Source organism: Tessaracoccus antarcticus (assembly GCF_003688855.1).
GTDB lineage: Bacteria > Actinomycetota > Actinomycetes > Propionibacteriales > Propionibacteriaceae > Arachnia > Arachnia antarctica.
The window spans coordinates 84,130-105,821 of the sequence record NZ_REFW01000004.1 but is presented as its reverse complement, the minus strand read 5'-3'; the positions used below and the strand labels follow the sequence as shown (position 1 = coordinate 105,821).

The window sequence follows — 21,692 nt, the reverse complement described above, 5'->3', positions numbered from 1 at the left end:
GTGTGAACCGTAACGCGTGCCCGCACCCGTCACGTCGGCGGGGTGCCCCGTGGACTCCCTGCCCGCTCAGCCGGCGTCGCGGCCCAACTCGTGCAGCGAGGCCTCGGCGGCGCGTCGCCCATCCCGGGTGAGGGAGGCGATCACCATCTGTCGCCCACTCACGGGACCTGCGAGGGCAGCCTCCAGCGCGAGCGGGTCGGCGACGCTGGAGGTCTGCCACCCCAGGGCTGTGGCGACGGCTGCAAGGTCGACGCCCTGCGGGGTGCCGAACACCCGCTCGAAGGCCTCGTCGTACGCCGTGCCGCCCTGCTCCAGGGTGGAGAAGATGGCCCCACCGTCGTCGTGGACCACGACGACGCGGATGTCGCAGCCCGGCTCCAGGGGGGGGGCCACGAGCGCGCCCATGTCGTGCTGCAGCGTGAGGTCGCCCAGCAGGACGGTGGTGGGGAGCCCCGTGGCCAGGGCGACCCCGGTGGCGGTGCTGAGGGTGCCGTCGATGCCGGCGAGTCCCCGGTTGGCCCAGGTGCGGGCGGGGCGCGCGCTGATCGGTGCCAGGTCGGCGTCGCGGATGCTCTGGCTGGAGCCGAGGAAGAGCGCGTCACCCCGGCCCACGGACGCCACGACCGCGGCGGCGACGGTGTGCCCGTCCCAGCCGTGTCCGCGTCGCTGCGCCACGTGCATGTCGGCGGTCCTCCACGCGTCCAGCCACGCGGGGTCACCCTCAGGCATCAGCACACGATCCACCACGGCGGCGGCGCGGGACGAGACGTCCCCCCACTCGGCGCGGTCGGCGACCACGATCACCTCCACCCCCTGCCTGGACAGCAGTGCATTCACGGGGCGCGACAGGGTGGGGTGACCGAAGCACACGACACGGCGGATCCGCTGACCCACCGCGGAGTCGAGCAGGAGGCGGTAGTGGGCGATGGCGCAGGGGCCGGTGCGGGCGTTGCTGCTGGGCTCGGCCAGCAGCGGCAGCCCGGCCAGCTCCGCCAGAGCCCGGGCCTCGACGCCCGCCGTCCAGGACGCGTCGCCCACGAGCACGACGGTGTCGCGGGCGTCGGAGGTCTCGTACACGGTCACACCGTGGCTGCCGTGGACCTCCGCGGCACGGAAAGCGGGTGCGGGGACGGCACCCACGAGCGGTGGACTGAATTCGGCATTGAGGTGGACGGGGCCGGGCCGTCGTGTGCGCAGCCCGGCGGCGGTCACGTGGGCGCGCTGCACGGCGGCCCCCCAGGCGGCCTCGTTGCCGTGGGAGGACACCCTGACCGTGGCCAGGGCGGCCGGGCCGAAGGCCCCCACCTGCTCGCCGGTCTGGTTGGCCCCGGTACCGATCGCCTCGGCGGGACGATCCGCCGTGATGAGCATCAGCCCCACACCGGCGGCCCGTGCCTCCATGGCGGCGGGCACGAGATTGCCGACGGCGGAGCCGGACGTGGTGACGACGGCGACCACGCGCCCCGACCCCTTGGCCAGGCCCAGGGCCGTGAACGCGGCGACCCTCTCGTCGATGCGCACGTGCAACCGGAGGTCCCCGTGGGCGTCGGCCCGGTGGAGGGCCAGCGCGAGGGCAGCGTTGCGGGATCCCGGGGCGAGTACCACGTCGGTCACCCCGCATGCGACGAGCGCGGACACGATGGTGGCACCCAGGAGGGGCGAGTTCACGTCAGGTCCTTCGTCGAGGGCCATTGCGGCAGCAACGCGGCCACACGACGCAGCCGCTCCAGCCACCAGAGCGCCACGTCGTCGTCGGCGCGGGTCCGCAGCAGTGCTTCCGGGTCCACCACGAAGTCTTCCACGGGCAACCTCCCATGCCGGGCGCGCAGCGGGACCGTCGTCACGTCGTCGAGCAGCAGGCTACCGGTCTCCAGTCCGCATGCGTGGTCAAGGGAGGGCAGCGCGGCAGCCAGAGCCACCCCGGCTCGCAAACCCACCGATGTCTCCAGCGCACTGGACACCACCACGGGCATGCCCAGGACCTCGGCCAGTTCCAGGCACCGACGCACCCCACCGAGTGGCTGCACCTTGAGGATGGCTATGTCGGCAGCACCGGCGTCACGGACGCGCAGGGGGTCACCGGCGCGGCGGATGGACTCGTCTGCGGCGATGGGGACGGCGATGCCGCGGGCGGACAGGACACGGCGGAGCGCCGCCAGTGACTCGACGTCCTGGCACGGCTGTTCCGCATACTCGAGGCCGAAGGGGGCCAGTTCGGCAATGGCCGTGGCCGCCTGCTGCAGGTCCCAGCCCCCGTTGGCGTCCACCCGGATTCGTCCGTCCTTGCCCAGCACCTCACGCACTGCGGCCACGCGTGCGATGTCATCCTCGAGTGTCTCCCCCCTCTCGGCCACCTTCACCTTGGCCGTGGAGCAGCCGGATGCGCGCACCCGCGCAGCAGCGGCGGCGGGGGGCAGTGCGGGGACGATGGCATTGACGGGCACCTCATCGCGGAGCGCCCGTGGCCAGTCGGTGGTGGCTGCCTCCAGCGCGGCACACAGCCACGACGCCGACTCGATGTCGTCGTACTCGGGAAAGGGGCTCCATTCCGCCCAGCCGCGGGGGCCCTCCAGCAGGATGCCCTGACGGCGCGTGATCCCACGGAATCGCGTGGTCAGGGGGATGTCGAAGACGTGGGGGCGCACGAGGTCAGCCGATGAAGACGCCGACGAGAAGCCCGAGACCCACCCCGAGCTCCGCCATCCCGGTGGCCTGCAGGGTGCCGATGAGCGCCCGCCCCCGGGCACCCATGAGCAGGTCACGGATGGGCAGAACGAGGACGCCGAACGCCAGCAGCGCCACCAGCGCCCACCATGTGGTCAGGCTGGCGAACACCACGACACCGCCGACGGCGACTGCCACGAGAGCGACGTAGAACCATCGGGTGGACCCGTCCCCCAGCTTGGTGGCAAGCGTCCGCTTGCCGGAGCGCCTGTCCGTCTCGACGTCGCGCAGGTTGTTCACGACCAGCAGCGCGCTGGCCAGCGAACCGATGGCGACGGCGGCCACCCAACTCCAGGCGGGGGCGCGGTCCAGCAGTACGTAGGTGGTGCCGACGGTGGCCACCAGTCCGAAGAAGACGAAGACGAACACCTCACCCAGCCCCAGGTAGCCGTACGGATGACTTCCGCCGGTGTAGAACCAGGCGGCGACAATGGCTGCCGCCCCGATGGCCAGGAGCCACCAGTGCCCGGTGAGGAGGACCACGACCAGTCCAGCGACCGCCGCCACACCGAAGCTGGCGAACGCGGCCCCCTTCACGGCTGCAGGACTCGCGAGGCCCGAGGCCACGAGCCGTGTGGGACCGACGCGGTCATCGTCGGTGCCGCGGATGCCGTCGGAGTAGTCATTCGCGTAGTTGACGCCCACCTGCAGGGCCAGGGCCACCACGAAACACAGCGCGGCGATCCCCCAGAACCGGCCGGTGAGGGGGGCCTGCGACACAGCGAGCGCGGACGCGATCCCAGCGAGGATGGGCGCGAGTGCGGCGGGGAGTGTGCGGGGCCGGGCGCCGGCCATCCACACGGAGAAGGAGTCAGTCATCGTGCCGCCAATGCTAGGAGAGCGCGGCGCTCCGGTTTACCACCGGGGGTGCGCGGCATTTCCGCCACGCGCACGAACTGTCGTGGCAACGCCGTGCGACCAAGGGTCGGTGCCAGCAGGTCACGCCAACCCGAGAGGGTGCCCTCGGACGCGAACAGCACGATCCGCGTCCCCCACTCCGGGTCGTCCACTCCCAGCACGGCGGCCTCCGGATCCACGGCCTCGACGGCGCGACGCACGACTGCCAGATCCACGTTGACCCCGCCCGTGATGACCACGTCGTCCAGACGGCCACCCACCGTGAGGCGCCCATCGCGCATGCTTCCCCAGTCGGCGGTGACGAGCAGGCCGTCGTGTGCCGCCGGTGCGAGTGCGCCGGAGTCATCAAGGTAGCCGTCGCACAGCGTGGGTCCACCCAACGCGATCCGGCCCGTGCCCCGTGGGGCGCGCTCGTCGTCCACAACAGCGACGAAGGTCCCGGGTAGTGCCGCGCCGTCCCACACCACGCCACCACAGGTCTCGCTCATGCCGTAGGTCTCCGTGACGTTGATACCTGCGTCCCGGGCGCGCCGTCGCAGCTCCGGTGACAGCGCTGCCCCGCCGACGAGTACGGCGTCGAAGTGGGTGAGGCGCCGGGTGAGGACGGGGTCCTCCAGCGCCCGGTGCAGCTGGGTGGCGACGATGGACACGCCGTCACCATCACCTGTGGCTTGCAGATCCGACAGGTCGGTGGACGAGACGACGGGCCTGCGGTCGGCCGCGAGCGAGCGGACGAGCACCATGAGTCCCGCCACGTAGCGGTGGGGCAGGACCAGGTGCCACGTGAGGTCCGCGCCCAGTGCGCAACGCGACGCCTGCGCTCCCGCGAGCAACGCGGCGCGGGACAACACCACACGCTTGCCGTCCCCTGTGGATCCACTCGTCTGCACAACGGCCCCCACCGCGTCCGGCAGGGGCGAGGGAGGTTGCCCCGCAGCCAACCACAACGCTGGACCACCCTCCAGCATGGTGGCAACGCGGGCCGAGGCGTCCTGCGCTGTGGTCACGCCCGGGATTCCCGGACGGGGGCTGGCCGGACCTGTCCACCGACATCCATCTGTCCTCCGGCGGTCAGCGCCCGAGCTCGTGCTCGGGCTTGACGAGGATCATGATGAACTCCACGAACGCCCAGATGCCGTTGGCCGTCGACATGAGGCCGGCGAGCAGCCCCAGCATTCCGAGACCTGCCTGCGCCGAATAGGGGGCCGAGTCGCTCCATATGCCGACGATGATCAGGAGGATGAACGAGCCGATCCCCAACCCCAGGTGGATGAAGCCCAGGTTGTTCTTGTTGAGGTAGAAGCTGTGGGCGCCGAGCCCGCCCAGGAAGAACGCCAGCAGTGCGGCGGCCACCTTGGACTTGGCGGGACCGGCATAGGCATAGGTGCCGTATCCGCCGTAGGACCCATAGGGCTGCTGGTAGGGGTCCGTGGGTCCGTAGAGACCCTGGCCGGGGTACTGCTGCGCGGCGTAGGGGTTCTGCTGGGCCGCATAGGGGTCCGGCTGGGCGCCGTAGGGGTTCTGCTGCGTCGCGTAGGAGCCCTGCTGCGCATAGGGGTCCGGCTGGGCGCCGTAGGGGTTCTGCTGCGTCGCGTAGGAGCCCTGCTGGGCCGCGTAGGGGTCCGGCTGGGCGCCGTAAGGGTTGTGCTGTTGCGGGGCTGAGCCGTTGGGGTTGGCCGGGTCGGGCTGGCCACCCCATCCCGGGTCGCCGGCCGGCTGACCCTGCCGGGATGCGCCACCCTCAGGCTGGACCGCACCGCCCTGTCCCCATGTCTGCTGGAACCCCTGCTCGGGCGCTGCAGGGGCGGGCGTCGCCGGCTGCGTGGGGTCCTCGAAGGATGGCCCACGCTGGGCTTCGCCATCGCCAGCGTTCCACTGCGAATCCTGGTTGTTCTCGCTCACTGCCATCCCCTTCCGCACCGCGGACACAGTGCGAGCATCGAAACTAGCACCTTCTGCCCAACCTGCCCTGTGGGCCGCCACCGGGGCCGAGCAAGGGCGGGGTTGGGTGACCAGATACCCTTGGCCCATGGGCCGCATCCTCATCATCCTCGCAGTCGTGATGTTGACGATCTATTGCGTCGTCGAGGTCGCCCAGTCCCAGCCGTCGCGAATCCGGGTCATGCCCAAGTGGTTGTGGGCCTTCGTCGTCATCTGCGTGCCCGTGATCGGGCCTGTCACATGGCTTCTGGCCGGGCGACCGGAGAACACCCCCCGACGCCATGCGCTGGGGCCCGACGACGACGAGGACTTCCTGCGCGGCCTGCGCTGAGACGACGCCCAACAACGGTGGTGGACACAGGTCGCTCGGCTATCATTCCGGTCGGCCCGCAATCGACTCCGGAAGGATCGCCACATGGGAACCGGAAACGCAGTGCAGGAATGGCTCCGAGACGCCGCTGAGGTCTTCGCAGAGCACGCAGGAGAGTTGAACGAGCTGGACCGCGCCATCGGCGACGGTGACCACGGCACCAACATGTCCCGCGGCCTCGAGACGGCCCTCACCATCCCCATCGACGAGGACATGTCACCCACCGACTCACTCAAGAGGGTGGGCATGGCACTCGTCAGTACCGTGGGCGGCGCCTCGGGTCCCCTGTTCGGCACCTTCTTCCTCCGCGTCGGGCAGAACTGGGAGACGCCCTCCACCACCAGCGGCATCGCCACGGCCGTTCGCGCCGGACTCGAGGGTGTCATGGCACGCGGCAAGGCCGTGGAGGGTGACAAGACCATGGTGGATGCCCTCGCGCCAGCAGTGGCGTCCCTCGACGACTCCGCAGCCAAGCAGTTGCCGCTGGAGATGGCCCTGCGTCTCGGCGCACAGGCCGCTCATGATGGCGCCCAGGCCACCCGTGGCATGCTGGCCCGCCGTGGTCGCGCAAGCTACCTCGGAGAGCGCAGCATCGGCCACCTCGATCCGGGGGCCATCTCCTCCGCCCTCATCCTCGCCAGCGCGGCCCGTCACATCAGCTGAACGCCCAACCGTTTCGCGCGGTTCGGGCCACCCGTGCAGCGCTCCGGGGTACCGCGCCCTAGGATCGGAGCCATGTCGCACAACACTCCTGTCCCCCCGCACAAGGCGGTCATTCTCGCCCGCGGCCTCGGCTCCCGGATGCGCAAGGAGGCCGAAGGTGTGGCCCTGGACTCCAGCCAGAGCGCCGCTGCCGACGCCGGCGTCAAGGCCATGATCTCAGTGGGCGGTGAACGCCCGTTCCTCGACTTCGTCATCAGCGCCCTGGCCGACGCGGGCTTCACCGACGTCTGCCTCGTGATCGGCCCCGAGCATGACATGATCCGCGACTACTACAACGGGGTGGAGAAGCAGCGCGTCACCATCTCCTTCGGCGTGCAGGAGGAGCCTCTCGGCACCGCCAACGCCGTGCTCGGCGCCGAGGAGTTCGCAGGCGACGACCGCGTGCTCGTCATCAACTCGGACAACTACTACCCCGCCGAGGCGCTGCGCCTCCTCGCCGACGTACCCGGCTCCGCCCTCGTCGGGTTCGAGCGCACCGCCATGCTGGAGCGCTCCAACATCGCCGCCGACCGGATCGCCGCCTTCGCCCTGGCCACCGCGGATGCCGAGGGCAACCTGGACGAACTCGTCGAGAAGCCGGACGACGCCACCATCGAGCGTCTCGGTGACAGCGCCGTCCTGTCCATGAACTGCTGGCTCTGCTCCCCCGCCATCTTCGACGCCGCCCGGGCCATCCCCAAGTCGGCCCGCGGCGAGTACGAGATCACCGACGCCGTCCGCGCCGCCATCGACGGCGGAGACCCCTACCGTGTCGTGCGCGCCGACGTGGGCGTGCTCGACATGTCCAGCCGTGGGGACATCGCCTCCGTCATGCATGCCCTCGGAGACGTGGCGGTCCGCCTGTGACACGCTGGTTCGTCCCCGGTCGATTGGAGGTGTTCGGCAAGCACACCGACTATGCAGGCGGGAACTCGCTGCTGGCTGCAGTGGACCGCGGTGTCACCATCGACCTCAGCGACGCCGACGCGCACACCACCGCCAGCACCACGGCGAGCTCCGGTGACGTCGTTCTTCGCAACGGTGAGACCCCGGACCTGCCGTCCGGGCACTGGGGCGGCTACGTGTCGGCCGTGGTGGAGCGTCTCCGTCTCAACTTCGGTGAGATCAGGCCCGTACGGTTGCACGTCGACTCCGATCTGCCCCTGGCCAGTGGCATGTCGTCGTCCTCCGCACTGGTGGTGGCGCTGGCGTTGAGCCTCATCGACCACAACGGTTTGCGCGACACCCCGCAGTGGAGGGAGAACATCCACAACGACATCGACCTGGCTGGTTACATGGCGTGCTTCGAAAACGGCATGACCTTCGGCACGCTGGATGGCGTGCGTGGCGTCGGCACGTTCGGGGGGTCGGAGGACCACACGGCGATGCTGTGCTGCAAGGCCGACCACCTCACCCAGTTCCGCTTCTGCCCCATCGTGGAGGGCGAGTCGGTGCTGGTGCCCGATGACCTGTCGTTCGTGGTGGCGGTCTCCGGACTGCTGGCGGAGAAGACCGGCGCGGCACTGGCGTCCTACAATCAGGCATCCATCCGCACACGGGAGATCGTCGCGGCGTGGAACGATGCCACGGGTCGCGAGGACGTCACCATCGCGGATGCCCTGGCCTCCGACGAGGATGCCTCTGAGGGTCTGCGCGCCGTGGTGGGTCACTCACCCGAACTGACGTCGCGCTTGCGGGCCTTCCTCACCGAGTCAGAGGATCTCATCCCGGCCGCCACCGCTGCGCTGCGCACCGGCGACCTCGAAACCTTCGGGCACCTGTCCGACCTGTCGCAGAAGAACGCCGACAAGCAGTTGGGCAACCAGGTGCCGGAGACCAACCGTCTGCAGGCATTGGCCCGCGAGTTGGGTGCGCATGGCGCCTCCAGCTTCGGTGCCGGGTTCGGCGGGTCGGTGTGGGCGCTGACGGGCACCTCCGACGCCGAGGCCTTCGGTGAGGAATGGCTTGCGCGCTACACCAGTGAGTACCCCGGGGTTCAGGGCCGGGCCAGCGTGCTCGTCACCCGCTCCGGCGGCCCGGCGCGCCGCCTCTGACACCGCCCTCTGGGCTGCCCCGCGGCGGGCGGCTCAGAGGTGCATGTCCTCGTAGCTGCGGGGGTCCTCGATGGGCTCCAGGTGCCCCGTGACGCGCAGGTCCGGGAACTCCGCGTTGATCTCGTCGATGAGATCCTCCATGGCGTCGTGACCCTCCTGCACCGTCCACGCCCCCGGCACGAGCATGTGCATCTCCATGAACTGCTTCGCACCGGACTCGCGGGTCCGGATGGCGTGGAAGTCCATACCCTCCCCCGCATGCGAAGCCAGAATTTCACGCAGCCGGGCGTTGTCCTCCTTGGGCAGTGAAATGTCCATGAGCCCCTCCGTGGACTCCTTGATGAGGCGGTATCCCGTCCACAAAATGTTGATGCCCACGCCGATGGCCACCACAGGATCGAGCCAGTTCCATCCGGTGGCCCACACCAGGAACACACCCACCACCACGCCCACCGTCGTCCACAGGTCGGTCATGAGGTGCTGGCCGTCAGCCTTCAGCGTGATGGAGCGGTACGTGCGTGCCGCCCGGAGCAGGATCACGGCCACCACGCCGTTGACGGCGGCAGCCACCATCGAGATCAGCAGGCCGAGACCCACCTCGGTGAGGCCCTGCGGCGCCATCAGCCGCTGGATTGCCAGAACGATGATGACGGCGGCCGCCACGAAAATCATGATGCCTTCCACCGCGGCCGACAGGTACTCGGCCTTGGAGTGGCCGAAGTGGTGGTTCTTGTCGGCAGGCTTGGACGCCACCTTCAGGGCAATGAGCGCCACCACGGCAGCCACGAGGTTCACCACCGATTCCGCGGCATCGGACAGCAGGCCCACGGAACCGGTCACCCACCACGCCCACGTCTTGAGGGTGATGGTGGCGACCGCGGCACCCACGGCCAGCCATCCGAAGATGCTGAGGTCGCGTCGAGGCGCGTCGTTGTTCACGCAACCATGGTGACAGGCTTCCACGCAGGCGCAACATGTGGACAGTAGACTCTCGGATCATGCCCCATCCGCACTGGCTCTCGATCCCCCTGCTGGGTCGGGATCGCCCGGCGCCGACGGTGTCCTGCGTTCTCTCGGGCGGTGGCTCCCGCGCCAGTTTCCAGCTGGGCGCCCTGGACTTCCTCTACCGCCACGATCCCGAATTCACCCCAAGTATTTTCGTCGGCGCATCAGCGGGGGCGATCCTCGCCGCTGTGCTGGCCCAGTCCAGCGATCGCGATGAGCAGCACCGATCCGTTCGACAACTCACGGAAATCTGGCGCGGGCTCACGGACCCGGAGCAGATGTTCGCGCCCCGCCCCTGGCTGGTACGCGCCAAGAACGAGGCACCCGCCTGGCTCAACCTCGTGAATCCGCCCGTCCCTGCACCCGCCGCACCCACCCGTTCGCTGGTGAAGCTGCCCTTTCTGCACTCGGACGCCCCCATGTCGCCGAACTCCCCGCCGCAGCCGCTCGACGCGCTCGAGATGGCGATGACACCGGATGAGGAGGTCAATCCGGCGTGGTCATTCGGGACACTCACGTCGCTGTTCAGCAACATCGGCAAACTCCCCCGCATCGGCAGCGACCTGTGGGCCATTCACCGTGGGATGGAGGCGAGCAAGTCCCTGTACCGGCCGGGCAAGGTGATGCTCGAACTGCTCGACCCCACGGTGTTCGACCCCGAACGCGTCACGGCAGCGGGCACGACCCTGCGCATCGCGATGGTCTCGTTGGAGTCCGGCGAGCTGCGATTCATGCGCCAGGACGGAGTGCTCGTCGATCGCTACGACCGCGTCTACGACAGGGGCCCCCATCCGCTCGACACGGGAGTGCTGGCCTCCTGCTCCATCCCCGCGGTGTTCCGCCCGATCCCGTTGGGCAACGAGACGTACGTCGACGGTGGCGTCCGCGAAAACCTGCCTACCCAGTTGTCCATCGAGCACCTCGGCGCCGACAGGACCTACGTCGTCAGTTCCATGGGTGAGGGGTTGCCCACCCGAGCGTCCATGCGCGACGCCGACCTGTTCGCCATCATGATGCGCTCCACGGAGATCCTCATCGACGAGGCCGGTCGCGATGAACTGCAGTACTCGGCCACAACCGACGCCGTGGTCATCCGACCCGTGCTCGACATCCACGACCCCATGACGGTTGATCCCGGTCTCATCGCCATCAACATGGACTACGGCTGGCTGCGCGCAGCCGAAGCGGTCCTGGCACATGACGAGGAGGAGGTTGCCCGCCACAGCCGACTCATGGTGCTGCGCATGCGCTGCCTACGCCTCGAGCAGCAGTGGCTGGCGCACCACGACGGTCCCGGCGCCCTGGTGGACACGCTCCGGCAGGCCAAGGCGGAGATCCGGGACCTGGTGTCGCTGTGCGACACGGCCGCCCTGCCACAGGGCGCGGAACGCTGGTTCAGGACGTTCGAGCCACGCGCCACCACGCCCCAGGTGGAGCCACCGTGGCTTCCGCTGGGTGAGATCGCGCGCTGACGCAGCCACAGCTGCGGGGCAACGCACAAAGCCCACCCGAGCCGGGTGGGCCACTTGCATCCCCAACGGGATTCGAACCCGTGTTGCCGCCGTGAAAGGGCGGAGTCCTAGGCCACTAGACGATGGGGACCTGTCTTTCGATTCGCCAGCATAGTGCACCGGAGACACCGGGACACAACCCGGGCCGTGACGCCGGGGGTACAGAAGCGGCCAGTGTCTTGTGGGGGCAGGACACTGACCGCTCGTCTTGTGGGGAGGGCCGGGTGGCCCGGACTCAGCCGTGCGTGTTGATGTGCACGTGGTCCTTGTGGTTGGCGGTGTCACCGCCGCGGCCGGCCATCTTCCGCCAGCCCTCCTTGTCGCGGGCAACGCTCCAGATCTGCTGGTCGAAGATGATGTAGCTGATGCCGAACTGCTTGGCGTTGGCACGGAAGTACCGCGCGATCTCCCAACCCTGGGCGCTGTTGGACCTGTAGTTGGGGATCATCACGTCGACGGCGCGGCCCGCCGGATGGTCGGGCGTCACGTCACGGCGCCAGCCGTACATCGTTTTGATGGCCGGGTAGTTGGCCCAGATGTGGCGGACCACGTTCTTGACGTTGGCGTTCGTCTGGTCCAGTCCGCTGGAGAAGCCGTGGTTCAGGCTGCCTCCACCACCGGTGCCGCCGCCGGGGGTCGCGGAGGGCTTCGAGGCGCTGAGGTACTTCGCCGTGACCCAGCGCACCGCGCCACTGACGACGATCTGGGCGCGCCCGGAGGTCACGACCCCGGTGACGGCGACGGCGGACCCGTGACCGATCTCGCCGCTGTGGGCCGTCCCCGTGGCAGCGTGCCACACGTTGAGATTGGCGGTGGCGTACTGCGTGCTGGTCTTGGGGGGCGCGGGCGCCACCGGCGACGTCGTGGAGCCGGAGACCTTCGTCACGTAGGAGTTGTTCACCCAGCGGACGTTGCCCTGCCAGACCACCTGGGCCAGGCCGTTGCTCACCACACCCGTGACGTCGAGGAGCGTACCGGTGGGCACGTCGCCCAGCGACGTGAAGTTGCGGTCGCCGGTGGTGCGGATCATCAGGGCCGCGGTGGCCCTCACCTTGCCGGTGACGGCGGGCAGCGACTGGGTCGGCGCGCCAACGCTGGCGGCAAGGTAGGAGGTGGCGGCCCACAGAGTCCTGCCGTTGTGAGCCACCTGGCTGTAGGAGCCGCTGATGGTGCCGGTGAGACCGAGCTTGGTCCCCTTGGTCACCACCTGTGACACGGTATCGGCGAGGCTGGGGCCCGCACGCAGGTTCAGCGTCGCGACGGCGAACACGTTCCCGGTGGGCTGGGACGTGGACGGCTTCTCCACGACGACGGAACTGGAGGTCAGGTAGGCAGAGGCGACGTAGGCCGTGGTGCCCCTGTGGGTGACGGCAGTCCAGCCGTTGCTGGCGCTCACGGCCTGGACCCGCTCACCGCGGTACAGGATCCCGACGCGCGCCGAGCCGGTGGAGGCTCCGGCCCGAACGTTGACGGCGGTGGTGGCCGTCATCTGGCTGCTGCTTGCATCAGCGAACGGGCCGAGCGCGATGGAGCCGACGGATTGGACGAGGCCGGCCACGGCCACAGCAATCACTGTGCCTCGCAGGCCCTTCAGAATGGGGTTCACGTCGTCGGATCCCTTCGGGGTTTCTTGCTGGGGGGAATGGATCGACGTGGCGCTTCCTCGAAGCCGGAGCTTCCGACACGTCCATCCGCTGCCGGACAGTAGGCACTGGCGCGTTGGGTCCACAACCTCAAGATGAGAGAAAGCCGGGTTTGCGTGCTGCGGCATCTGCGACGCGAAGCGGGAATCACATCAATGGGATTCCCACCGTGTTTACGCGAACAAGTAGCTCTGACTAGGCCCTGTGGCCATCAGACCCAGCGTCCGAAGAAAATATTTGGAGTATGAGAGCAACCTGAGAACCCCAAGGTTCTCCCGCATCCGAGTCCACCTCAAGTGGCACTTCAGGTTCAACCTTTGGGGCGGTGGTCGCCCACCACGTGCGTGGACGCCATGTCGCTGCGCCACGACAGCGCGCGACCCCACGCCCCCGACGGAAGCCATCCCGCCTTCAGATCGGCACTGGAGAGGACCTCGCCCCCCACCAGGTCCTGCAACTGCATGAGCTCCGCAGGATTGGCGGCCACCGCCACCACGGGGAGGTGCGTCACCCGCCGGTTGGCCTTCAGCGATGCGAGGACGTCGGGATGGAAGGCGCTTGCCACGATGACGAGGGGTCGCTCAGGGGTTGCGGTGGCCAAGGGCCCCAACAACTCCCGCATTGTCTCGACGTCATCACCCACCATCAGGACCGCTGCGTCTGTCAGAGCGGCCACGCCACCGTCGGTGGCGAAGTCGGGGTCAAGGTGACCGAAACCCATCCGCACTCCGTGCGCGGGGCCGGGGGGCGGCGCCTGGGACCCACCCGGCCGCGGCAGGGCGTCGACGGCCTCCTGGGTGACGTAGCCGGGAATCAGTGCATCGACCCGCGGATCCCCCCTCAGCGGCGCGGACGCCAACTCCTCGTCCATCCGACGGCGCCGGCGAGCATCCACCCACACGGCCAGCAGCAGAAGCGGCACGCCGATGGCCACCGCAACAACGACACCCATCCAGTCACCCATGCCCCCAAGCCTGCCACCGGCGCGCAACGCCACGTTGCACTACACTTGCCACGCGAGATTGATTCTGCGCGCCTGTAGCTCAGTTGGTAGAGCAGGGGCCTTTTAAGCCTCGGGTCCTGGGTTCGAGCCCCAGTGGGCGCACCGGCCACCGTTTTCTGGCCGCTCTCCACGCTCGAAGAAGGTGGTTGGCGGCTGATTTCACATCACCGGGAAAGACCGCTAGAGTTTCCTCGCTGGCCCAGCCAGCATGGTCAAGAAATTGGCCCCGTAGCGCAGTTGGTTAGCGCGCCGCCCTGTCACGGCGGAGGTCGCGGGTTCGAGTCCCGTCGGGGTCGCTGGTGCGGCGCAGCAAGCGCAGCAACCATCTGGCCAGGTAGCTCAGCTGGTAGCAGCGTTCGCCTGAAAAGTGAAAGGTCGCCGGTTCGATCCCGGCCCTGGCCACCAAACCCCGCCCTCGTGGCGGGGTTTTTTTTACGTGGAAAACGACCAACTCAGGCACACGGTGGAGCAGATCGGAGCTCTCGATCCGGCTGACGTAACGAGGTCGAACACCCCGCCGAGGCTTCAGCAACACTGGGCGCCGACCTGTCGGCTGTTCGACGTGAATTTCGCCGCTGTGTGACTGACAAAGAAGCCACCACGGCGGCCAGTGACTTCACCGTCAACAACTCCAGGAGCCAAGGAACGAAGTTCATCCATGAGATGTCGAAGAACCGCGGGACGCAAAGCGAGCCGAGGACGAACTTCGGCGTGAAAGAGAAAAGCTCGACAAGGACCGTGATCACTACTCCAACGCACTCAATGCCCTGGTCACTCGAGGGGATGAACAGGGTGCGGCGGAGCCCCGATCACAACGGGAAGAGATCGAACGGGCCATCCCGGACGTTGGTGACCGTGCTGCCAACGTCCGAGCGGGGCTACGTCCATGTCATGTGCCATCAGGGTTCCATGGGAGCCAACGTCGTGAAGATCGGCATGACCCGGCGCGTTCTTCTACTCCATACCCGAAGAGGTCCTGGCCGCGCTGCGTGATCACAGAGTTGCAGTCGTCGAATACACAACGGAGCATCCGCAGAAGAGTTCCGGGCGTCACGGGAGCTTTCCCGGCACAACGCTGCTCTTGCCCCGACGAGTCTGGGTGCATGATCACCACGACACCGTCCGGATTGCGCACCCTGCAACGTTGTCCATGCATCGTGCCACCGCCCTGCGGGGGTTGTGCGCTTCCCCCTCAGGGGCGGCCGTAGGTCGCGAGCCAGCGACTCATCTCAGAGAAGTACCGGCCGCGTGCGGGCTCGTCGGACAGCGCCAGGTCATGCATGCCGCCCTCGATCCTCACCAGGGTGGTGTGGCGCCCCAGGTTCGCCGTGCGGGACGCCAGCGTCTCCACGTCGAGGACGACGTCGGCGCTGCGCAGTTCCTCGCTCCACTTGCGGCGGAAGTCGCTGCGATCGGAGATCAGAGTCAACACTGGGGCGTCGATGGTGAGGCCCGCCCCCACCCTGGCTTGACCCTGCATGATGGCCGCCAACCACCCCACGCGGACGGCGAAGGCCTTGTCGCCCTTCAGGTTGAGGTTGTAGTCCCAGACGCCGTCCTGCGTGCTGGAAATGCAGCGCCGGTAGAACCCGGTCTCACTGAGCGGCAGCACAGCGGTGGGAGAGAGTGAGCGGGCAGCGCTGAACATCGGCAGCAGCGCGGGCCGGACGGCGGGATAGCCCTGGAGCTCGAGCCACGGCGAGTTCAGGACGACGGCCGAGACCTGCCCGGGATGCTCGTCGGCCCACAGTGCGGCGATGAGGCCCCCTGTGGAGTGCCCCATCACCACGAGCTCGTCGTGCCCCTCGGCCGTGATGATCCGGACGGCCTCGTCGAGTTCAGTGTGGTACGCCGAGAGGTCCGTGACGAAGCCGGCGAGCTGCCTCTGGCGCAGCGACCGGCCGTAGCGCCTCAGGTCCAGGGCGTAGAAGTCGTAGCCGAGCGCGTTCATCTCGTCGGCGAGGTGCGCCTGGAAGAAGTAGTCGCTCCAGCCGTGGATGTACAGCATTGCCTGGCGACGGCGGGACGGGTTCCGCCGCACGAGCGTGGCACACAGGGAGCCCTCGTCCTCGTTGGCGTACACGGAGGCGTCGGGCAACTCAATGGTGGTTTGCTCGAAGGACGCCAACAGGGTGTCTCGAGCCCACGTCGTCATGGTGGTGGTCGCGTCAAAGACGCGAGTCGTGAACCTCGTCGTCGTGGCGCTTCACTGAGGCACCGTACTCCTCTGCCAGGTCCGCGTACTCCTCAGGAATCCCTTCGGATTCGGGCGGACCGGAGTAGCTACCGCCACGGAGCTCGCGCTCCAGAGAGGCAAAATCAGTGTCCATCGGGCGATACTTCAAGTCGCGTGCGACCTTGGTCTGCTTCGCCTTTGCACGGCCGCGTCCCATATCGGGTCGACCCCCTCGCTTTGTCCTCGCGGACATGCCGCGGAAATGTGTCAATAACTCGTGGGCCATAGGCTACCCGAGGTACCCAAGTTGTCCAAAGAATCCGCAAACGGGCTGTCTGTCAGCTCCGCCCGGAGCCAGGGCGCCGGGTGGCGAACCGATAGGCTGGCGCCCGACTGAATGAGAAGTCCGACGACGAGGAGTTCACATGGGCAAGATCATCTACACCCTGACCGACGAAGCACCGCTGCTGGCCACCCACTCGCTGCTGCCGATCATCCAGGCCTACGCCTCGCGGGCAGATGTGGAGGTGGAGACGCGCGACATCTCCCTGTCCGCGCGCATCGTTGCGCAGTTCGCCGATGTCCTGCCTGATGGCCAGCAACTGCCCGACACACTCGGGGAACTCGGGGAACTCGCCAAGACGCCCGGGGCCAACATCATCAAACTTCCCAACATCTCCGCCTCGGTGCCGCAGCTGAAGGCCGCCATCACGGAACTGCAGTCCCAGGGCTTCGCGCTGCCGAACTACCCGGAGGACCCGCAGACCGACGCGGACCGCGAGGTGCTGACCCGCTACGGCCGGGTCATGGGTTCCGCCGTGAACCCGGTCCTGCGCGAGGGCAACTCCGACAGGCGCGCCCCCGAATCCGTCAAGAGTTACGCCCGCAAGAACCCCCACCGTATGGGTGCCTGGTCGTCGGATTCGCAGACGAACGTCGCCACCATGTCCAGCGGCGACTTCCGCGCAGGTGAACAGTCCGTCGTGTTGCCGAGTGACGACGTGCTGACCATCCGCCTCGTGCCCACGCAGGGCGAGCCCACCATCCTCAAGGACGGCCTCACAGTTCTGGCCGGCGAGGTGGTGGACGGCACCGTGATGCGGGTCGCCGAGCTTGATGCGTTCCTGCGGGAGCAGATCGCGGCAGCCAAGTCCTCCGGCGTGCTGTTCTCCGTGCACCTGAAGGCCACCATGATGAAGGTTTCGGACCCCATCATCTTCGGCCACGTCATCCGCACCTTCTTCCCCGACGTCTTCGCCCGCTACGGCGACGACCTCGCTGCGGCAGGCCTCTCCCCCAACGACGGTCTTGGCGCCATTCTGGCCGGCCTGGATTCGCTGGACAACGGCGCCGAGATTCGCGAGGCGTTCGAGGCTGGACTCGCCCGGGGCCCGAAGCTCGCCATGGTGAACTCGGACAAGGGCATCACCAACCTCCATGTCCCCAGTGACGTCATCGTCGACGCCTCCATGCCGGCGATGATCCGCACCTCGGGACGCATGTGGGGTCCCAGCGGGGAAGAGGCGGACACCCTCGCGGTGCTGCCGGACTCGTCGTACGCCGGGGTGTACCAGGCCGTGATCGACGACTGCCGCGAGCACGGCGCCTACGATCCGACAACCATGGGCACCGTTCCCAACGTGGGCCTCATGGCGCAGAAGGCCGAGGAGTACGGCAGCCACGACAAGACCTTCGAGGTGAAGTCCGACGGCCGCGTGGAGGTTCTCAACTCCGCCGGTGAGGTTCTCATGTCCCACGACGTCGCAGCCGGCGACATCTGGCGGGCCTGCCAGACCAAGGACGCCCCCATCGCCGACTGGGTGAAGCTCGCCGTGACGCGCGCCCGGGCCACGGGGTGGCCGACCGTGTTCTGGCTCGACGACGTCCGCGCCCACGACCGCACCATCGCGGACAAGGTGAAGGCGGAACTGGCCAAGCACGACACGGACGGTCTGCAGATCGAGATCATGGACCCGGTGTCCGCCACCAAGTTCACCATCGAGAGGATCCGACGCGGAGAGAACACCATCTCCGTGACCGGCAACGTGCTGCGCGACTACCTCACGGACCTGTTCCCCATCCTGGAACTGGGCACCTCCGCCAAGATGTTGTCGGTGGTCCCACTCATGGCCGGCGGCGGCCTCTTCGAGACCGGTGCCGGCGGCTCGGCCCCCAAGCACGTGCAGCAGCTCGTGTCCGAGAACTACCTGCGCTGGGACTCCCTCGGCGAATTCCTGGCCCTGGCCGCGTCGCTGGAGCACCTGGCCACCACCCAGGACAATCCACGCGCCCAGGTACTTGCCGACACCCTGGATCGGGCCACGGGCACGTTCCTTGACCAGGACAAGTCCCCCACCCGCCGCGTCGGAGGCATCGACAACCGCGGGTCGCACTTCTACCTGGCCCTGTACTGGGCCCAGGAACTCGCAACCCAGGACGCCGACGCCGCGCTCGCAGAGGCGTTCTGCCCCATCGCCGAGCAGCTCGCAGCCCATGAGGAGCAGATTGTCTCCGAGTTGCTGGCGGTGCAGGGATCCCCGGCCGACATCGGTGGCTACTTCCGCCCCGATGATGCCAAGGTGACCGCCGTCATGCGGCCCTCAGCCACGCTCAACAAGGTGATTGACGCCATCATCTGAGCGAGCAACGCAGGAAGCCCCCGGCCTCAGCCGGGGGCTTCCTGCGTCTGTCAGGGTCAGGGTTCAGCCGAGTCGATCCAGGCGTGGCTCACACGAGTTCGGCGGCGCCCGGTCCGTCGTGCTCGACGATCTCGCCCAGCACCCAGCTCCGCACGCCCCGGGCCTGCAGCGCGGCCAGCGCGGCAGGCACCTGGTCCTGCGGCAGGATCGCGACCATGCCCACGCCCATGTTCAGGGTGGCATCGACGTCCCTCTGGCTGAGTGAACCCACGGACTGCACGAGCTGGAAGATGGCGGGGGGCGTCCAGGACGAGCGCTGCAGCACGGCGCGCATGCCGTCGGGGATGACGCGGGCGACGTTGTTGGCGAGCCCTCCCCCGGTGATGTGGCTCATGGCGTGGATCTCCGCCTTGACGATCAGGTCCATGACGTCGAGGGCGTAGATCCGGGTGGGCTCCAGCAGTTCCTCGCCGAGCGTGCGTCCCAGCTCGTCGACGTGGCGCTCCAGCGACCAGCCGGCCTGCTTCAGCAGGACGTGGCGCACCAGGGAGTAGCCGTTGGAGTGCAGACCCGAGGACACCATGCCGATGATGGCGTCGCCGGGCTTGACGCGGTCGGGGCCGAGGATGGAGTCGCGCTCCACCACGCCGGTGGTGGCGCCAGCGATGTCGTACTCGTCCGGCCCCAGCAGGCCGGGGTGCTCCGCGGTCTCGCCGCCGACGAGCGAACAGCCGGCCAACACGCAGGCGTCGGCGATGCCGGAGACGATGGCCGCGATGCGTTCGGGTACCACCCGACCGCAGGCGATGTAATCGGTGACGAACAGGGGCTCGGCGCCGCTGACCACCAGGTCGTCGACGAGCATGCCGATGAGGTCCTGACCGATGGTGTCGTGCTTGTCCATGGCCTGGGCGATGGCCACCTTGGTACCGACGCCGTCGGTGGAGGTCGCAAGAACCGGCTGCCGGTAACTCTTCAGCGCGCTCGCGTCGAAGAAGCCCGCAAAGCCCCCCAGACCACCCAGAACCTCGGGGCGTCGTGTCCGGATGACAGAGGCCTTCATCAGCTCGACGGCACGGTCACCGGCTTCGATGTCGACGCCGGCGGAGGCGTAGGCAGATTGCGGGCTGTGGGTCACGAGTCCTCCAGGTGCAGCAGTTCCGCCTGGCCGGGCGGGATCGCCACGGGATAGGAACCGTCGAAACAGGCGCGGCACAGTTGCCCGGCCGGAATGTGGGTGGAGGCGGTCAGGCCCTCCAGTGAAACGTAGCCGAGTGTGTCCGCACCGATGGAGCGGCACACCTCCTCAACCGTCAGACCGGGCGCGATGAGTTCGGCCCGGGTGGCGAAGTCGATCCCGTAGAAGCACGGCCACTGCACGGGCGGTGACGAGATGCGGACGTGCACCTCTTTGGCGCCGGCCTCCCGCAGCATCCGCACGAGCGCGCGCTGGGTGTTGCCGCGCACGATGGAGTCGTCCACGACCACGAGCCGCTTGCCGGCGATGACCTCGCGCAGCGGGTTCAGCTTGAGTCGGATGCCCAGTTGACGGATCGTCTGGCTGGGCTGGATGAATGTGCGCCCCACATAGGAGTTCTTCACGAGCCCCTGCCCATAGGGCAGGCGGGACTCCTGTGCGTACCCGATGGCCGAAGGTGTGCCGGATTCGGGCACCGGGATCACCAGGTCCGCGTCCACGGGGTGCTCGCGGGCGAGCTGGCGGCCGATCTCCACGCGGGTGGCGTGGACGCCCTGCCCGGCGATGGTGGTGTCGGGTCGGGCGAGGTAGACGTACTCGAAGAGGCAGCCCTTCGGATCCGCCGGTGCAAAACGCTGGGCGCGGAGCCCCGCTTCGTCGATGGCGATGAACTCACCGGGCTCCACCTCGCGCACGAAGCTGGCGCCGACGATGTCGAGGGCCGCGGTCTCGGAGGCCACCACCCAGCCGCTGTCCAGCCGACCGAGCACCAGAGGACGGATCCCCTGGGGATCGCGGGCGGCGAACAGTGTGGTCTCCGTCATGAAGGTGAGGCAGAATGCCCCCTTCAGGCGGGGAAGAACATCCAGCGCGGCCTTCTCGAGATCGTCGCTGACACTGACCAACAGCGCCGTCACCAGTGACGTGTCGTTGGTGGAGTCCATGGTCTTCTTCTCGGGGACGTGCTCTGCGGGGTTCAGTTCCGCGAGCCACGCCTCCAGTTCATGCGTGTTCGTGAGGTTGCCGTTGTGGGCCAGGGCCAACCCACCGTTGGCGGTGGCGCGGAACGTCGGCTGCGCGTTGTGCCAGATGGAGGCCCCCGTGGTGGAGTACCGGGTGTGTCCGACGGCCAACCGGCCCTTGAGCGAGCTGAGCGTGGCCTCGTCGAACACCTGGGCCACGAGCCCCATGTCCTTGAACACCATGATGCGCCGGCCGTTCGACACGGCGATGCCAGCCGACTCCTGCCCGCGGTGCTGCAGAGCAAACAGCCCGTAGTACGTGAGCTGGCTCACGTCCTCACCGGGCGCCCACACACCAAAGACACCACAGGCGTCTTGGGGCGAGCGCTCGTCGGGATCAATGTCGAGGCTCAGGCGGCCATCCGGGCGAAGCACTGGAACAGCGTACCCTGAACAACGACGCTGACCACAGCCCAGGAGGCCCCGATGATCGACATGTCACTCGCACTCGCACTGCGCGAAGCCGGACTGCAATGGGAGCCCGAGGCGGGCGACCGCTTCACCGTCACCGCCCCCGAGATGGCGGGCGACATCTTCCACCTGGCAGACATGGTCATCGAGGCCCGCCGCCTGGAGACGGGCACCATCTTCGCCTTCAACGGCACCACCGAATGGGCTCTGGACTCCGTGGACCAGGACAAGACGGTGTGGCTTCCCGGTGAGAGCCACCTCCGCGTCGCCCTCGGTCCGGCGTTTCGCGCACTGGAGCGTGGGGACGAGGGGTTCGTCGTCACCATCGACCATCCCGCCGGGGAGCACACGTTCGCCGATGAGGACGTGGAGAACGCCTACGGCAACGCCCTCCTGGCGGTGCTCACAGGAGGCTCCCCGACCGGCTGAACGCGT

General features: G+C 68.2%; 19 protein-coding genes and 4 tRNA genes. 10 read left to right on the top strand and 13 right to left on the bottom strand.

What is annotated here, in order from left to right; translation table 11 throughout:
• Positions 1-66: 66 nt before the first annotated feature.
• The 5 genes from menD to EAX62_RS13485 all read right to left on the bottom strand — a co-directional run bounded on the left by menD (position 67) and on the right by EAX62_RS13485 (position 5,484).
• A complete protein-coding gene (gene menD, locus EAX62_RS13505) occupies positions 67-1,668 on the bottom strand; it encodes a 2-succinyl-5-enolpyruvyl-6-hydroxy-3-cyclohexene-1-carboxylic-acid synthase (RefSeq protein WP_233557966.1) in 1,602 nt (533 codons plus the stop codon).
• Positions 1,665-2,645, bottom strand: a complete 981-nt coding sequence (locus tag EAX62_RS13500) for an o-succinylbenzoate synthase (protein ID WP_121902494.1) — start codon at positions 2,643-2,645, stop codon at positions 1,665-1,667. The genes menD and EAX62_RS13500 overlap by 4 nt, the downstream gene beginning before the upstream one ends.
• Positions 2,646-2,649: 4 nt before the next feature.
• Positions 2,650-3,543: a 1,4-dihydroxy-2-naphthoate polyprenyltransferase gene (locus EAX62_RS13495; RefSeq protein ID WP_121902255.1), complete on the bottom strand. Its 894-nt coding sequence runs from the start codon at positions 3,541-3,543 to the stop codon at positions 2,650-2,652.
• The gene (locus EAX62_RS13490) at positions 3,540-4,589 is read right to left on the bottom strand and encodes an AMP-binding protein (RefSeq protein WP_121902254.1); all 1,050 of its coding nucleotides are present in this window, start codon (positions 4,587-4,589) and stop codon (positions 3,540-3,542) included. The genes EAX62_RS13495 and EAX62_RS13490 overlap by 4 nt, the downstream gene beginning before the upstream one ends.
• Positions 4,590-4,653: 64 nt before the next feature.
• Complete coding sequence (locus EAX62_RS13485) at positions 4,654-5,484, bottom strand: TM2 domain-containing protein (protein WP_158600682.1); 831 nt, start codon at positions 5,482-5,484, stop codon at positions 4,654-4,656.
• A gap of 127 nt (positions 5,485-5,611) precedes the next feature.
• On the opposite strand from EAX62_RS13485, the gene EAX62_RS13480 reads away from it, so the two are divergent.
• From EAX62_RS13480 to EAX62_RS13465, 4 genes are all read left to right on the top strand, one after another.
• Entirely contained in the window at positions 5,612-5,854 is a 243-nt protein-coding gene (locus EAX62_RS13480; protein ID WP_121902493.1) for a PLD nuclease N-terminal domain-containing protein, read from the top strand.
• Between the two features lie 84 nt (positions 5,855-5,938).
• On the top strand, positions 5,939-6,556 hold the full coding sequence (dhaL, locus tag EAX62_RS13475; RefSeq protein WP_121902252.1) for a dihydroxyacetone kinase subunit DhaL: 618 nt from the start codon (positions 5,939-5,941) through the stop codon (positions 6,554-6,556).
• Positions 6,557-6,628: 72 nt separating this feature from the next.
• Positions 6,629-7,462: a nucleotidyltransferase family protein gene (locus tag EAX62_RS13470; RefSeq protein ID WP_121902251.1), complete on the top strand. Its 834-nt coding sequence runs from the start codon at positions 6,629-6,631 to the stop codon at positions 7,460-7,462.
• Positions 7,459-8,649 (top strand): GHMP family kinase ATP-binding protein, encoded by a 1,191-nt coding sequence (locus EAX62_RS13465; RefSeq protein WP_121902250.1) that lies wholly within the window; start codon positions 7,459-7,461, stop codon positions 8,647-8,649. Before EAX62_RS13470 ends, EAX62_RS13465 begins: the two co-directional genes overlap by 4 nt.
• A 33-nt stretch (positions 8,650-8,682) precedes the next feature.
• Here the strand turns inward: EAX62_RS13465 and EAX62_RS13460 are convergent, their stop codons facing one another.
• A complete protein-coding gene (locus tag EAX62_RS13460; protein WP_233557965.1) occupies positions 8,683-9,588 on the bottom strand; it encodes a cation diffusion facilitator family transporter in 906 nt (301 codons plus the stop codon).
• A gap of 59 nt (positions 9,589-9,647) precedes the next feature.
• On the opposite strand from EAX62_RS13460, the gene EAX62_RS13455 reads away from it, so the two are divergent.
• Positions 9,648-11,126 carry a patatin-like phospholipase family protein gene (locus EAX62_RS13455; protein ID WP_158600681.1) on the top strand — a complete coding sequence of 493 codons (1,479 nt, stop codon included), beginning with the start codon at positions 9,648-9,650 and terminating at the stop codon, positions 11,124-11,126.
• A 57-nt stretch (positions 11,127-11,183) separates the two neighbouring features.
• Here EAX62_RS13455 and EAX62_RS13450 read toward each other — a convergent pair.
• From EAX62_RS13450 to EAX62_RS13440, 3 genes are all read right to left on the bottom strand, one after another.
• Positions 11,184-11,256: transfer RNA gene (locus EAX62_RS13450), tRNA-Glu, on the bottom strand.
• 144 nt (positions 11,257-11,400) lie between these two features.
• Positions 11,401-12,771: an SH3 domain-containing protein gene (locus EAX62_RS13445; protein WP_158600680.1), complete on the bottom strand. Its 1,371-nt coding sequence runs from the start codon at positions 12,769-12,771 to the stop codon at positions 11,401-11,403.
• Between the two features lie 347 nt (positions 12,772-13,118).
• Entirely contained in the window at positions 13,119-13,772 is a 654-nt protein-coding gene (locus EAX62_RS13440; RefSeq protein WP_121902247.1) for a hypothetical protein, read from the bottom strand.
• Between the two features lie 68 nt (positions 13,773-13,840).
• On the opposite strand from EAX62_RS13440, the gene EAX62_RS13435 reads away from it, so the two are divergent.
• From EAX62_RS13435 to EAX62_RS13425, 3 genes are all read left to right on the top strand, one after another.
• Positions 13,841-13,913 (top strand) — tRNA-Lys (locus tag EAX62_RS13435).
• A gap of 120 nt (positions 13,914-14,033) precedes the next feature.
• A tRNA-Asp gene (locus EAX62_RS13430) sits at positions 14,034-14,107 on the top strand.
• A 32-nt stretch (positions 14,108-14,139) separates the two neighbouring features.
• Positions 14,140-14,216, top strand: a tRNA-Phe gene (locus tag EAX62_RS13425).
• Between the two features lie 787 nt (positions 14,217-15,003).
• Here EAX62_RS13425 and EAX62_RS13420 read toward each other — a convergent pair.
• Together EAX62_RS13420 and EAX62_RS13415 are read right to left on the bottom strand one after the other, a co-directional pair.
• Positions 15,004-15,966, bottom strand: coding sequence for an alpha/beta hydrolase (locus EAX62_RS13420; protein ID WP_121902246.1), 963 nt, complete (start codon positions 15,964-15,966; stop codon positions 15,004-15,006).
• A 13-nt stretch (positions 15,967-15,979) separates the two neighbouring features.
• A complete protein-coding gene (locus tag EAX62_RS13415) occupies positions 15,980-16,204 on the bottom strand; it encodes a DUF3073 domain-containing protein (RefSeq protein ID WP_121902245.1) in 225 nt (74 codons plus the stop codon).
• Between the two features lie 208 nt (positions 16,205-16,412).
• Here EAX62_RS13415 and EAX62_RS13410 point away from each other — a divergent pair, with 208 nt between their 5' ends.
• Complete coding sequence (locus EAX62_RS13410; RefSeq protein ID WP_121902244.1) at positions 16,413-18,626, top strand: NADP-dependent isocitrate dehydrogenase; 2,214 nt, start codon at positions 16,413-16,415, stop codon at positions 18,624-18,626.
• 88 nt (positions 18,627-18,714) lie between these two features.
• On the opposite strand, the gene purM is transcribed toward EAX62_RS13410, so the two are convergent.
• Together purM and purF are read right to left on the bottom strand one after the other, a co-directional pair.
• Complete coding sequence (gene purM, locus EAX62_RS13405) at positions 18,715-19,764, bottom strand: phosphoribosylformylglycinamidine cyclo-ligase (protein WP_121902243.1); 1,050 nt, start codon at positions 19,762-19,764, stop codon at positions 18,715-18,717.
• Positions 19,761-21,221: an amidophosphoribosyltransferase gene (purF, locus tag EAX62_RS13400; protein WP_121902242.1), complete on the bottom strand. Its 1,461-nt coding sequence runs from the start codon at positions 21,219-21,221 to the stop codon at positions 19,761-19,763. Before purF ends, purM begins: the two co-directional genes overlap by 4 nt.
• Positions 21,222-21,272: 51 nt before the next feature.
• Here purF and EAX62_RS13395 point away from each other — a divergent pair, with 51 nt between their 5' ends.
• A complete protein-coding gene (locus EAX62_RS13395) occupies positions 21,273-21,686 on the top strand; it encodes a pilus assembly protein CpaE (RefSeq protein WP_121902241.1) in 414 nt (137 codons plus the stop codon).
• Positions 21,687-21,692 lie beyond the last annotated feature (6 nt).

Coding starts and splice junctions, on each gene's coding strand:
- EAX62_RS13455 (WP_158600681.1), top strand. CDS start 9,648: ATGCCCCATCCGCACTGGCTCTCGATCCCCCTGCTGGGTCGGGATCGC.
- EAX62_RS13420 (WP_121902246.1), bottom strand. CDS start 15,966: ATGACGACGTGGGCTCGAGACACCCTGTTGGCGTCCTTCGAGCAAACC.
- EAX62_RS13410 (WP_121902244.1), top strand. CDS start 16,413: ATGGGCAAGATCATCTACACCCTGACCGACGAAGCACCGCTGCTGGCC.
- EAX62_RS13495 (WP_121902255.1), bottom strand. CDS start 3,543: ATGACTGACTCCTTCTCCGTGTGGATGGCCGGCGCCCGGCCCCGCACA.
- EAX62_RS13415 (WP_121902245.1), bottom strand. CDS start 16,204: ATGGGACGCGGCCGTGCAAAGGCGAAGCAGACCAAGGTCGCACGCGAC.
- EAX62_RS13480 (WP_121902493.1), top strand. CDS start 5,612: ATGGGCCGCATCCTCATCATCCTCGCAGTCGTGATGTTGACGATCTAT.
- dhaL (WP_121902252.1), top strand. CDS start 5,939: ATGGGAACCGGAAACGCAGTGCAGGAATGGCTCCGAGACGCCGCTGAG.
- EAX62_RS13470 (WP_121902251.1), top strand. CDS start 6,629: ATGTCGCACAACACTCCTGTCCCCCCGCACAAGGCGGTCATTCTCGCC.
- EAX62_RS13395 (WP_121902241.1), top strand. CDS start 21,273: ATGATCGACATGTCACTCGCACTCGCACTGCGCGAAGCCGGACTGCAA.
- EAX62_RS13440 (WP_121902247.1), bottom strand. CDS start 13,772: ATGGGTGACTGGATGGGTGTCGTTGTTGCGGTGGCCATCGGCGTGCCG.